The organism is Novosphingobium fluoreni (genome assembly GCF_014196615.1).
Lineage (GTDB): Bacteria > Pseudomonadota > Alphaproteobacteria > Sphingomonadales > Sphingomonadaceae > Novosphingobium > Novosphingobium fluoreni.
This window is the reverse complement of record NZ_JACIDY010000002.1, coordinates 122,792-135,504: the sequence shown is the minus strand read 5'-3', so window position 1 is coordinate 135,504 and position 12,713 is coordinate 122,792. Positions and strand designations below refer to the sequence as shown.

At 63.6% G+C, this 12,713-nt stretch carries 14 protein-coding genes; 7 read left to right on the top strand and 7 right to left on the bottom strand.

From position 1 onward, the window contains the following. Positions 1-63 precede the first annotated feature (63 nt). On the top strand, positions 64-243 hold the full coding sequence (locus GGR39_RS04335; RefSeq protein WP_058735251.1) for a hypothetical protein: 180 nt from the start codon (positions 64-66) through the stop codon (positions 241-243). Positions 244-409: 166 nt separating this feature from the next. Next, entirely contained in the window at positions 410-1,090 is a 681-nt protein-coding gene (locus GGR39_RS04330) for a CDP-alcohol phosphatidyltransferase family protein (RefSeq protein WP_242866974.1), read from the top strand. A 176-nt stretch (positions 1,091-1,266) separates the two neighbouring features. Here GGR39_RS04330 and map read toward each other — a convergent pair whose 3' ends face one another. Together map and GGR39_RS04320 are read right to left on the bottom strand one after the other, a co-directional pair. Continuing rightward, positions 1,267-2,094, bottom strand: a complete 828-nt coding sequence (gene map, locus GGR39_RS04325; RefSeq protein ID WP_183616051.1) for a type I methionyl aminopeptidase — start codon at positions 2,092-2,094, stop codon at positions 1,267-1,269. A 49-nt stretch (positions 2,095-2,143) separates the two neighbouring features. Then, positions 2,144-2,989, bottom strand: a complete 846-nt coding sequence (locus tag GGR39_RS04320; RefSeq protein ID WP_058735254.1) for a DUF4163 domain-containing protein — start codon at positions 2,987-2,989, stop codon at positions 2,144-2,146. A gap of 47 nt (positions 2,990-3,036) precedes the next feature. Between GGR39_RS04320 and GGR39_RS04315 the strand changes: the two genes are divergently transcribed. The 5 genes from GGR39_RS04315 to glnA all read left to right on the top strand — a co-directional run bounded on the left by GGR39_RS04315 (position 3,037) and on the right by glnA (position 8,081). Further along, positions 3,037-4,422: a leucyl aminopeptidase family protein gene (locus tag GGR39_RS04315; RefSeq protein WP_183616050.1), complete on the top strand. Its 1,386-nt coding sequence runs from the start codon at positions 3,037-3,039 to the stop codon at positions 4,420-4,422. A 72-nt stretch (positions 4,423-4,494) separates the two neighbouring features. After that, positions 4,495-4,848, top strand: coding sequence for an SH3 domain-containing protein (locus tag GGR39_RS04310; RefSeq protein ID WP_246388322.1), 354 nt, complete (start codon positions 4,495-4,497; stop codon positions 4,846-4,848). Then, positions 4,845-5,768 carry an N-acetyl-gamma-glutamyl-phosphate reductase gene (gene argC, locus GGR39_RS04305; protein ID WP_058735257.1) on the top strand — a complete coding sequence of 308 codons (924 nt, stop codon included), beginning with the start codon at positions 4,845-4,847 and terminating at the stop codon, positions 5,766-5,768. The genes GGR39_RS04310 and argC overlap by 4 nt, the downstream gene beginning before the upstream one ends. A gap of 391 nt (positions 5,769-6,159) precedes the next feature. Next, positions 6,160-6,498, top strand: a complete 339-nt coding sequence (locus GGR39_RS04300) for a P-II family nitrogen regulator (RefSeq protein ID WP_058735258.1) — start codon at positions 6,160-6,162, stop codon at positions 6,496-6,498. A 173-nt stretch (positions 6,499-6,671) separates the two neighbouring features. After that, entirely contained in the window at positions 6,672-8,081 is a 1,410-nt protein-coding gene (glnA, locus tag GGR39_RS04295) for a type I glutamate--ammonia ligase (protein ID WP_058735259.1), read from the top strand. A gap of 65 nt (positions 8,082-8,146) precedes the next feature. Here the strand turns inward: glnA and GGR39_RS04290 are convergent, their stop codons facing one another. From GGR39_RS04290 to GGR39_RS04270, 5 genes are all read right to left on the bottom strand, one after another. Next, on the bottom strand, positions 8,147-8,413 hold the full coding sequence (locus tag GGR39_RS04290; protein ID WP_183616049.1) for a hypothetical protein: 267 nt from the start codon (positions 8,411-8,413) through the stop codon (positions 8,147-8,149). A gap of 177 nt (positions 8,414-8,590) precedes the next feature. Beyond that, on the bottom strand, positions 8,591-9,886 hold the full coding sequence (locus GGR39_RS04285) for a sensor histidine kinase (protein ID WP_183616048.1): 1,296 nt from the start codon (positions 9,884-9,886) through the stop codon (positions 8,591-8,593). Between the two features lie 133 nt (positions 9,887-10,019). Further along, on the bottom strand, positions 10,020-11,189 hold the full coding sequence (purT, locus tag GGR39_RS04280) for a formate-dependent phosphoribosylglycinamide formyltransferase (RefSeq protein ID WP_183616047.1): 1,170 nt from the start codon (positions 11,187-11,189) through the stop codon (positions 10,020-10,022). 244 nt (positions 11,190-11,433) lie between these two features. After that, positions 11,434-11,628: a hypothetical protein gene (locus tag GGR39_RS04275; protein ID WP_183616046.1), complete on the bottom strand. Its 195-nt coding sequence runs from the start codon at positions 11,626-11,628 to the stop codon at positions 11,434-11,436. Next, positions 11,621-12,559: a response regulator gene (locus tag GGR39_RS04270; RefSeq protein WP_246388320.1), complete on the bottom strand. Its 939-nt coding sequence runs from the start codon at positions 12,557-12,559 to the stop codon at positions 11,621-11,623. Before GGR39_RS04270 ends, GGR39_RS04275 begins: the two co-directional genes overlap by 8 nt. Positions 12,560-12,713 lie beyond the last annotated feature (154 nt).

The window sequence follows — 12,713 nt, the reverse complement described above, 5'->3', positions numbered from 1 at the left end:
TGCCCTCACACTGCACTTCGGCGACTGAGAGACTACGCGCTCCCGCAAATATGGAGCATCGTCATGGATCTCAATCAGCTGCTATTCCAGCATCAGGTCGCGGTAATGCGCACCCCTGATCGCGCGCCCTTCGGTGCATCGATGTTCGATCTGGTCGGCCATTACGAACGCCGGATCGCACGGCTGCGTCGTTCGATGGGCGTGGCTCAGTATCCGATGTGGGCTACCGGACAGGGTGACTGACCCGTGCCCGGCTCACTTGGGCGCGGACCACGAAACAAAACTGTAATAACTCGAAGACTTGCGGCATAGCGGCGGCATGCTCGACCCCGCAACACATGCACTGCCCTCCGCAATCGAGCAGGCCCCTGCCAGACCGATGCCCAGTCCTCCACGCCCCACTGACGAGATGAAAACCGTGCGCATCCAGGAAAACATCCTGGCGCGGCGCGAACGGCAATTGCTGAATTGGCTTTGTGCGCGGATGCCGGCTTGGGTCACTCCGGATCGGCTGACCGCGCTGGGCGTGTTCGGCGCGATGCTGACGTTTGGCGGCTATGCGGCCAGCAATTTATCCGAACAATGGCTGTGGCTGGCGATCGCGGGTTACGTGATCCAGTGGTTCGGCGATTCCATGGATGGCAGTCTTGCCCGTTGGCGCAAGATCGAGCGGCCCTCCTACGGTTATTTCATCGATCACAGCTGCGACGGTCTGACCACCGCGTTGATCGTCTGGGGCATCGGCACCACCCCCTATGTCACCATGGACGTGGTGATGGTGGCGCTGGTGGGGTACCTGCTGCTCTCGATCCACGCCTATCTTTCGGCCCGCGTGCTGGGCGAATTCAAGCTGTCCTACCTCGCCGCCGGGCCCACGGAACTGCGCTTCCTGCTGATCGGCCTGACCGTGGCGATGCTGGTTCTGGGCTCCGGACCGGGACTGTTCGGCGCGATTTCCGGCTTTGACTTGTTCGTCGGCGCGATCGGCGCGATCCTGATGACGCTGTTCGTAGTGCAGACCCTGGTGACAGGGCGCAGACTGGCGCTGGAAGCCGCCCGCGGGGGCGATCGACGCCGCCCGGTGGAGTGACGACAGGGCGTTAATCAGGCTGGTCGGCTGTATTGCACCGCCCGATAGCGCGCTGCCTTTTTCGTCATTTCCGCCACGACGAAAAGCAGCTTTAAAGGCCGCACCCACTTCGCCCTTAAACGCTCGGGCGGGACGGGTGCCCGCCTCCGCCTAAAGACAACGACCCAGGATCGATATCAGGCGTAAGGCGGCTTGTGCAGGCCCTTGGGGCTCAGCGTGAAAATCTCGCACCCATCCTCGGTGATGCCGATCGAGTGCTCGAACTGCGCTGACAAAGACTTGTCGCGCGTCACCGCCGTCCAGCCATCGGCCAGCATCTTCACAGGCGGCTTGCCCAGGTTGATCATCGGCTCGATGGTGAAGAACATCCCCGGCCTCAGTTCGGGCCCGGTGCCCTCCCGTCCGGCGTGGACCACTTCGGGCGCATCGTGGAACAGGCGTCCGACGCCGTGACCGCAGAATTCGCGCACCACGCCGTACCGGTTCTGCTCAGCATAAGCCTGGATCGCCGCGCCGATATCGCCCAACCGCGCGCCGGGCTTGGCCTTGTCGATACCGATCATCAGACACTCGTAGGTGACGTCCACCAGCCGCCGCGCCTTCAGCGGCACATCACCGACTAGATACATGCGGCTGGAATCGCCATGCCATCCGTCCAGCAGCGGGGTAACGTCGATGTTGACGATATCCCCGTCTTTCAGCGTCTTTTCCGACGGGATACCGTGGCACACGACGTGGTTGATCGAGATGCAGCAGGAATGCGCATAGCCGCGATAGCCCATGGTTGCCGGCACCGCGCCGCCCGCCAGGGTCATTTCCCGCACTTTGTCATCGATGGCGGCGGTGCTGACGCCCGGCTGCACCATCGGCGCGATCTCATCCAGGATTTCGGCGGCCAGCCGCCCGGCGCGGCGCATGCCTTCGAACCCGTCGGGTCCATGGAGCTTGATAGTGCCATCCCGCAGGACGGTATCGTCGGCTTCGATCAACTGGTATTCGGTCATGCCGGGGATATAGCCCCATTCGCCCTAAAATGCGAGCGGGTGCGGGCCGTTACTTCCGCACGCTGAAATCGGCCTGGTACACCGGCTTGACCGAGCCCATCACACGCGCCGTCACCGGCAAGGTGATCTCGTACGTCCCCTCGGCGTAGGAACCGGCGGCATAAGGCCCGACCAGGATGCCGATCCGGTCGAACGTCTTGCCGTTGGTAGAGCCCAGGATGATCGTGTTTTCCGAAGGATCGATGCACTTGTCGAACTCATCACCGCTGTTGCGGTTCACCGGCTGGCCCCGCCGCTTGGCGCGATCCTTGTCGAGCGCGTCGCAGAAGGCATCGCGGATCACGCTGCCCAGCGCCGCCTTGCTGTAGAACAGGTCGGACGGATCACGCGCCATGTTCTGCCGCCGATCCCACAGCAGGCTTTGGTAGAACGTCTGGCCATGCGCACCGCCGCTGTATTCATAGCCCTCGGCGGACAGAGACAGCCAGTTCGGCAGGTCCGTAACCACTTTCCACTCGGCGCTGCTGCTGTGCTGGCGATAAGGATAGTCGCTCTTCTTCGCTTCCACCTGATCCGCCTTGGAACCGGCCTCCAACTCAGCGCGGGCGGTGGCGAGCTTCTTGTCGAGCAAGGATTTGAGGTCCGGAATCGCCGCAGCCTTGCCGGGGTAGCTGTATTCGAATTCGTATAGATCGTTATCGACCTTCTCCGCCCGGCCTGCAGCGGAAACCGCGACGGCGGTGGCGGATGCGGTGGGCGCAGGCTGCGCGCTTGCCGTGGCGGTAGCGGCGGGGCTGGCGCCGGCCTGCTGCGCGGTGGGCGTTGCGTCGCAAGCGGCCAGGGGAATCGCCGCCAGCGTCATGAGGGTCAGGGTGGGAAGGAGTTTGCGCTGCATCGTTTTCCACTCGCGCTGATGACAAAGGGCGGTCTAAGATCAGATTGATGAACGACAAAGAAACGCTGATCCAGGCCGACAAGGGCCAGCAGGCTATCGCCATCCACCTGATCACGAAGGATGGACTTGAGGAATTCCTAAAGGGCCGCACGGTTCCCCAGCGCGCGGCGCTGGAAGCACAGCGGTTTGCCGGTGAGGCAGGCAGCCATGCGATCCTGCCGGAAGGTGATGGCTGGTCGGTCGTAACCGGCGTCGCCAAGGCCGACGCGCTGTCCACCTGGTGCCTCGCCAAGCTGCCGCAGGCGTTGCCCGCCGGCACCTATCGCCTGGCCTCCGCAGAGCCCGGCGCCGCGCTGCTGGGCTGGGTGAGCGCGCAGTACCGGTTCGAACGATACTTGTCCGACCCCAAGCCCGAAGGGCCACGGACGTTGCTGACCGGCCAGCCAAAGGCGATCGACGGCATCCTGGCCGAAGCCGCCGCCACCGCCCTGGTCCGCGATTTGGTCAACACGCCCGCCGAGGACATGGGCCCCACCGATCTGGAGGCTCACGCCGAGGCGATCGCCAAACCGCACGGCGCGGTCGTGCGCGTGACTCGCGGCGATGCGCTGCAGACCGAGTTTCCGATGATCCATGCGGTCGGTCGTGCCGCCGCGCGCAGCCACGCGCCGCGCCTGATCGAGATCGAGTGGGGCGATCCCGCGCACCCGCGCGTGGCCGTGGTCGGCAAAGGCGTATGCTTCGATTCCGGCGGGCTGGATATCAAGCCGTCCTCGGGCATGTTGCTGATGAAGAAGGACATGGGCGGCGCGGCGCATGCCCTGGCGCTGGCGCAACTGGTGATGGACGCCAACCTGCCGGTGCGGCTGCACGTGCTGGTCCCGGCGGTAGAAAACGCGATCGCGGGCAACGCCTTCCGCCCTGGAGACGTGCTGCGATCGCGCGCGGGCATCTCGGTCGAGATCGGCAACACCGATGCAGAAGGCCGTCTGGTGCTGGGTGACGCCCTGACTCGCGCAGGCGAAGACAAGCCGGAACTGATGATCGACTTCGCTACGTTGACCGGAGCCGCACGAGTGGCGCTTGGACCAGACCTGCCCGCCCTTTTCGCTCGCTTGGACGATACGGCGCACGCCCTGATCGACGCCGGCACCGCGGTGGACGATCCCTGCTGGCGCCTGCCGCTCTACGATGGCTATCGCGAATTCCTGAAATCGGACATCGCCGATATCAACAATGCGGGCACCGGTGGCTTTGCCGGAGCGACCACCGCCGCACTGTTCCTCGACCGCTTCGTGCCCGAAGGGATCGACTGGGCCCACTTCGATACGTTCGCCTGGCGTCCATCGGCAAAGCCGGGCCGACCCAAGGGGGGAGATGCTTTGGGCCTGCGTGCGGCCTGGCATATGTTGCGCAAACGCTACAGCGCCTGATCCGCGCCAACTTGCGGAGCGGGCACGACCCGTCTAAGCGCGCCCCTTCGCTTTTTCGGAGTTATCTGCCCGTTGCCGCTCGAGCCATCTCCCACGCATCCGGATATCGCCGAGCGGTTTCTGGCGCTCAGCGGACCCAGCCGCGCGGGTGATCCCGGCCATCTCGCCGTGCGCGGTGACTTGGCGCATATCAAGCTGGCCGGGCAATGCTTCGTGCCGCACTATGCCGTGCCGATGCCGCATCGTGCCAAGGCGGAGACCGTGTTGCGCAGCCAACCCCGCGACACGGCGGACCTGATCGCCACGCTGGCGCACGGTACCCTGTTCGAAGTGCTGGATATTGCCGGTGCCTGGGCCTGGGGGCAAGTGGAGCACGATGGCTTGGTCGGTTACGTGGCCATCGCCGATCTGGAGCATGCCGCATGACCGCTTCTGTCTTCATCGACGGCGCCGTGGGCACCACTGGTCTGGAAATCGCCGAGCGACTGGCGGGCCGTTCCGAGTTCGCGCTGATCACGCTGGACGAGGCACGCCGCAAGGATGACGCCGCCCGCGCCGAAGCCTTGAACGATGCGGACTTCGTAATCCTGTGTCTGCCGGATGACGCCGCGCGTGACGCGGTGGCGATGATCCGCAATGACAAGACCCGCGTGATCGACGCCTCCAGCGCACATCGTACGGCGATCGGCTGGACTTATGGCTTCCCCGAAGTGATCGGGCGGGAGGCCGTGGCATCGGCGCGGCGCGTCAGCAATCCGGGTTGCTACCCCACAGGCTTCATCGGCTTGCTTGCCCCGCTGGTCAGCGCCGGGCTGCTGCCCAAGGACTGGCCTTATATCTGCCATGCCGTGTCTGGCTATTCGGGCGGCGGCAAGGCGATGATCGCGCGTTTCGAAGACGATACCGACATTGCCTATCGCGCCTACGGCCTGGCGATGGATCACAAGCATGTGCCCGAGATGCAGCGGCACGTCGGCTTGGCCCACGCACCGCTGTTCGCCCCGGCCGTGGTGCCCGCCCATCGCGGCATGCTGGTGGAAGTTCCACTACAGTTGGCGGCCATGCCTTTGGCGGCGGCTCCCGATGCCATGCTGGCCAGTCTGACCGAGGCCTATCGCGGCAGCCCGATCGTTCGCGTGCTGGAAGCCGAAGAGGGCGAACTGTTGCTGCGGGGCTCGATGGAGCCGGTCGACACGCTGGAACTGATGGTGTTCGGCGCGCGCGACGGCTCGCAGGCGCGGCTGATCGCTCGGCTCGACAACCTCGGCAAGGGGGCAAGCGGCGCGGCGGTGCAGAACCTTAATCTCATGGCCGGCTTGGACGAGACAGCAGGCCTGCGGCTTTAAGCCGAGCCTTGGGCGCTAATCAGCCACGCCGCCGCTTCCCTCATTCCTTCTTCATTTCCGCGCAGGCGGGAACCCGTCACCGGCGCTGTCGGTTTACCAAGCGTCAAGGGAATGGCGTGTCAGGGATGGCGGGCCGAACCCCTGACTGCCTAACAATCAGGCAACGCTGCCTCATTATTGATCACAGCCGACCCGCATCCCGCACCCGACGAAGCGTTTCACGATAATTCTGCGCAAGAAAACGCGTGTTTCCGGTCTTTTCGCATGGGCGTAAAGAGCCTAGGACGCTGGCATCCGCCTGGCACGATTCTTGATGAGATCGCGCGCAAGGCATAAGGTTGAGCCCGTATCGCGGGGATGCGGTTCGGCCAGATGCAAGGAACGAGGCAGCGTGAAAAAGATCGAAGCCATCATCAAGCCGTTCAAGTTGGACGAAGTGAAAGAAGCGCTGCACGAAGTCGGGGTCTCTGGCATCACCGTTACCGAGGCCAAGGGTTTTGGCCGCCAGAAAGGCCATACCGAGCTTTATCGCGGCGCGGAGTATGTGGTGGACTTCCTGCCCAAGGTGAAGCTGGAAGTCGTCGTGCCGGACAGCTTGGCCGAACGCACGGTGGAGGCCATCGCCGAAGCCGCGCAGACCGGGCGGATCGGCGACGGCAAGATCTTCGTCGTCCCCATCGAAACCGTCGTGCGCATCCGCACTGGCGAGCGGGATGACGCCGCGCTTTGATTCAGCCGCCGGCGTATCCAGGCCGGCGTTCTGACCCATTCCATCCGGCCCGTCCGGATCGGGACCATACCGGCCGGGGGGCCGGGAAAGTCCCGGATTATCCCAACTGACCCCCAGCTTCTTTCGGGCCCATGGATCGGGAAGCCGAAGAATAACCTCGGAGATAAGTGCTCATGGCAAGTGCAAAGGACGTCCTCAAGCGGATCAAGGACGAAGAGATCGAGTGGGTCGACCTTCGCTTCACCGATCCCAAGGGCAAGTGGCAGCACCTGACGATGGTCTCCACCGTCCTCGGCGAGGATGAGCTGGAAGACGGCCTGATGTTTGACGGTTCGTCGATCGAGGGCTGGAAGGCCATCAACGAGTCCGACATGATCCTCAAGCCCGACCTCGATGCGGTCTATGTCGATCCGTTCAGCGCCACCCCGATGCTGATCCTGTTCTGCGACATCGTCGAGCCTTCGACCGGCGATCTCTACAGCCGTGACCCGCGCTCGACCGCCAAGCGCGCGGAATCGTTCGTGAAGTCGGCCGGCTTCGGTGACACCGTGTACGTCGGCCCCGAGGCCGAATTCTTCATGTTCGACGACGTGAAGTTCTACGACGGTTACGACGGCAACGGCTTCAAGATCGACGATATCGAGCTGCCGACCAACACCGCCAAGGAATACGAAGGCGGCAACCTGGGCCACCGCCCGCGCGCCAAGGGCGGCTACTTCCCCGTCGCTCCGGTCGATCCTTGCACCGACATCCGTGGCGAGATGGTCACCACCATGCTCGAAATGGGCCTGCCTTGCGACAAGCACCACCACGAAGTGGCCGCCGCGCAGCATGAGCTGGGCCTGACCTTCGGCAAGCTGGTCACCACCGCGGACCGCATGCAGATCTACAAGTATGTCGTGCAGATGGTCGCGCAGGCCTATGGCAAGACGGCCACGTTCATGCCCAAGCCGATCATGAAGGACAACGGATCGGGCATGCACACGCATATCTCGATCTGGAACAACGGCGAAAACACCTTCGCCGGCAACGGCTACGCCGGTCTTTCGGACACCTGCCTGTACTTCATCGGCGGCGTCATCAAGCACGCCAAGGCGCTGAACGCCTTCACCAACCCGACCACCAACAGCTACAAGCGTCTGGTGCCGGGCTACGAGGCGCCGGTGCTGCTGGCCTACTCGGCCCGCAACCGCTCGGCATCGTGCCGCATCCCCTACGGCTCGGGCACCAAGGCAAAGCGCGTGGAATTCCGTTTCCCCGACGCGATGGCCAACCCTTACCTGTGCTATGCTTCGTTGCTGATGGCCGGTCTGGACGGGATCAAGAACAAGATCCACCCGGGCGAAGCCATGGACAAGAACCTGTACGATCTGCCCCCGGCCGAGCTGGCCGAAGTGCCGACCGTCTGCGGCTCGCTGCGTGAAGCGCTGGAATCGCTCCAGGCCGATCACGCGTTCCTGCTGGAAGGCGGCGTCTTCACCGTCGACCAGATCGAAGCCTACCTCGAATTGAAGTGGCCCGAAGTGCTGCGTTGGGAAACCACGCCTTCGGCCGTCGAATTCGACATGTACTACTCGCTCTAATCAGAGCGGCGACGTTCGCCGAGGGGGCGTCCGGAGTGATCCGGGCGCCCTACTCGTTTCACGCGCTAACCGCGCGCTATTGCGGTCTTAGCGACAGACACGGATCTGGCGATGGTGCCGCCATTCGGTCCAGCAGCGGTTGCCGCGCCGATCCCAGCGGCGGCCATCGTTGTAACCCCAGCGCCGATCGCCCCGCCAGTAATCGCGATTTCCGCGCCAATCGCGCCGATCGCCTCGCCAATCCCGATGGCTCCCTCGCCAATCGCGGTGATCCCCGCGCCAGTCACGCCGATCATGCCGGCCATGATGATCACGGTCCCGCCGCCAGTCATGTGCCTCTGCGGTAGCCGAAGTGCCCAGGATCGCCAGCAGGCCGGCGGCCACTATCGTCTTGATTTTCATGATAACACATCTCCAAAGTCGATGTGCCAATGTGTCGCAGCATTCCTGTTTCGGGGATGAACGTGTTACGTTGTGCCACCAAACGAGCGTCAGCAGAGACAGGCCGTTCAATTCGCGACCGGCAGCCTCACGGTAACGATCAGGCCACCGTTCTCACCGCGGCTGAACGAAAGCCCGCCACCGAACCGCGCCAGCAGCCGGTGTGCCGTGGGAATACCGAGGCCAAAGCCCCTGGTCGTCCGTCCGCGGGCTTCGTCGAGCCGGAAGAACGGCTCGAGAACGTCCTCGAAGTGGCGATCGGGTATTCCGGGCCCATCGTCCGCGATGATCACCGTCCACGCGCCTGCCCTGTTATGAACCGTGATATGGGCCTGCTGCCCATAGCGACACGCGTTCTCCACCAGTGCCGACAAGGCTAGTTGCACCGGCTCACGATAGGTTCGAACCACAGCCTCATACGGACAATCCAGCCGCGCACAATCGCCCATCGGCGTCGTTAACGCTTGCAGCAATTCCGCCAGATCGACACGCTCGGGATCGGAACGCAAGTGCTGGGCGCGCAGGAAAGACTGCAGCGAATCCAGCAGCGCCTCCATCTCCGCCACGCTACCCAGCAGTAAAGCCCCAAGCTCCGCATCCTCGACGAGTTCGGCCGCGACCTTATGGCGCGCCAGGGGCGTGCGCAGATCGTGCCCGATCGCCTCGAACGAACGGGCCTGATCCTCCACCAGGTGCGCGATGCGATCCTGCATCTCGTTCATCGAATGCGCCAGATTGCGCAAGTCCGTGGGGCCGGTTTCGCGGATCGCCACGCGCTGGCCACTGCCGATCATCCGCGTCGCCTGGGTCATCCGCCGCAGCGGCAGCGTCAGTACGCGCAACGCCACCAAGGCAAGGGCCAGGCACACCGCTGCGGTCACCACCGTCATCCACGTGGCCCGCAGCGCGATCGGCCACATCGATGAAATATCCTGCGACTGGAAGTTCAGCCAGCGCCCATCGGCCAATTGCATCGACCCGATAAAATCCCGCCGATCGGCCTGCGTGCGCACGATCGCAAGGTGGATCGCCTTGTCCGCGAGCGACGGCTCCCACCGCAGGATCTGGGCATCGAGATCCGTCAACTCGTCACTGGCGGCTTGTCGGGATACCGAGGGCCGCGTCGCCACCGCCACCTGCAAATGGTTGGATGTCATCACTCGCGCCGTGGCCTCCGGCTGCGACTGGAACACCCGTTCGCTCACCACCAGCAATTCGGCCACGCGCCTTGCGTGATCCTCCCGCAGGGTGTGCGCATCGATCGAGCGGTAGAAAGAGACGCTGGCGATCGCCTGCACAAGGCCGATCGCCACCACCAGAACGGCGGCATAGGCAGACAGGCGCAGGGATTTCATGCCTGCCATTACGAATGCCTCTCCATCACCCGCGCCATGCCGCGCGAGCCTGGGGAAAGGCTCACACCGCGCGGCTGCAAAGGTCAAAAAAAATCGCAACGCCGCAACAGTTTGTCATCGCGCTATCCCATGCGCGGCGGTGTCAATCGCCGTAGTCGATCCGAACACGCGATGCGGCTTGGGCCGCGGTGGCGCGGGCGGTATCCGTGCTATCCGCACGCGCCAGAGCCACGCCCATGCGACGATAGGGCCGCGAGGTGGGCTTGGCGAAAATGCGCAAGTCCACCTCGGCGCCGGGCGTCGCCAGCGCCTCGGCAAGACCGGCATACCGCAGGCTGTCCGAATTGCGGTCTGCCAGGATCACCGCAGAGGCGGAGGGACCGTGGAAAGGCACGTTCGGGATCGGCAGGCCCAGGATGGCGCGCAGATGCAGGTCGAACTCGGTCAGCCCTTGCGAGATCAGCGTCACCATGCCGGTATCGTGCGGGCGTGGCGACAGTTCGGAGAAGATGACATCGTCACCCTTGACGAAGAATTCTACACCAAACAGGCCGTATCCGCCCAGATCGTCCACCACCTTGCGGGCCATGTCCTGCGCGGCGGCGATCGCCGTGTCCGACATCGCGGCAGGCTGCCAGCTTTCCTGGTAATCACCGCGTTCCTGCCGGTGCCCGATCGGCGGGCAGAACACCACGCCTTCACGCGTGCGAACCGTCAACAGCGTGATCTCGTAATCGAATGCGATGAACTCCTCGACGATCACGCGCGCGCGGTCGCCACGCATATTGGCGACGGCGTAATTCCAGGCGGTCTCCAATTCATCGGCGCTGCGGACGGTGCTCTGCCCCTTGCCCGAGGACGACATGACCGGTTTGATCACGCATGGCAGCCCCGTATGCTCGGCCCCAGCGCGCACGTCCTCCAAGGTTTCGGCGTAGCGGTAGCGCGAAGTACGCAGGCCCAGTTCCACGGCGGCGACTTCGCGGATGCCATCCCGGTTCATTGTCATCACGGTGGCGCGGGCGGAAGGAACCACCGTCACGCCCTCACCTTCCAGTTCGGCCAACACTTCGGTGCGGATCGCTTCTACTTCAGGCACCACGAAATCGGGGCGGTGCCTCTCCACGGCCTCGCGCAACTTGTCGCCATCCAGCATCGAGAACACCTCGCGCGCATCGGCGACCTGCATGGCGGGCGCCCCATCGTAGCTGTCGCACGCGATCACTTCGCAGCCGAGGCGCTTGGCCGAAATCGCAAATTCGCGCCCCAGTTCGCCCGAGCCCAGAAGTAGGATCTTCGCCGTGAACGTCATCATATCCGCCTTGTCTTCAATCGCGGCCTGAGTGGCCCGAACCGCCGCGATTGTCCACGGGCGTATCACTCACGGTCGTCGCTCTCGTAATCCTCACCGGAGATCGGATGGCGCTAATTCCCGTTTCAAAGAACCGCTCTGGTTCCGCTTGTCATTGTCTTCAGAATGGCCGCCGCGCAAATTCAGGATGAAACGTCAGTCCCACGAGAAAGCCGTGACTCCGCCTCCCGACCATCCCGTCTTTTCATTCGAAGCAGCGCCGCACGCCCTGATCGTAAGCGTCAAAGGCAGGCCGATGGGCCGGATCGTCAAACAACTGGGCAGTTTCGCGTTTCTTCCACGGGGCTTTCACCCCATGCGCCATCAGGCGACCACACTGGATAGTTTGTTGAGGCTGCTGGAAGCGGAACTGCCGACAATCGCCGGAACGGTCAGCCACGCCGACCGGGCTGGCGCAGTTGATCGTTTATATAGTCCATCAACGGCTGCTCGAATTTCGGATTGATAATCAGGAAATGGCGACGGCGATCATGTTCATCAGGGATGCGACAAAGGACTTCCTCCCCCACGAGCCGGCGTACCAGGCGCAGCGCGGTGCTCATCGGTGCGCCCGAGGCGATGCAGGCGCTGGAAACGGAAATGCGCCGCCCTTCGATCTTGGCCAGCAGGAGATCGAGCAGCATCGCCCAGGTCGGATCGCCGAACAATTCGCCACCACCGATTTCACGCCGCTTGGCCTCGCGCCGAAGCTGCTCGCGAATGTATTGGTTAAGCCGCGCCGGATCGCTTTCGACCGGCTCTGCCGCTTCGGAGGGTGCTGGCGGCGGCGTGGATTGGGGGGCGACTTGGGGCGTCGGGGCGCTGCCCGGCGTGTCAATCAGCTGGGCCAGCCGCTGCAGCTCGGCACCAAGGCCGGTGATCTTGTCCAGCAGCATGTCGCGCGCGGGAGCGGAAGGACGCTGCCCCTTGATCCGCTGCAGGGCCTGGCGCAACTGGTCCTGGGTGATCGGCTTTTCCAGAAAGTCGGACACTGACGCCCGCATCGCGCCAATCGCCACATCCTTGGTGGCATAACCCGTCGCCATGATGAAGCTTAAGTGCCGGCCTTGCTGCTCTGCCGTCTGCGTCAGGGACTGGATCAGCGAAAGGCCGTCCCGCTCGGGCAAATTGTAATCGACGATGGCGACGGAAACGTCGTTCTGAATAAAAATCGCCATCGCATCTTCGGTGCCGTTGGCGATCAGCGCCTCATAACCCAGCCGCTCCACCGCGAATGCGCATTCCAGACACCAGTCTCGATCGTCGTCAACGATCAGTACCGGCTCACCCGGCTCGGAGGCGACGTGCGACTTTTCCGGGGGAAGCGGCAAAGGCTTTGCCAAAATGGATGAAGGTTCATCTATTGGCTCGAAAGATTCATCGCCCGATATGCCATTTTCTCGAGCGCTATCGGAATGACCTGAGTCCGTTCGGGATGCTGGTGCCGGTGCATTCAAGAAAGAGCCGATCTTGTTTCGCCAATTC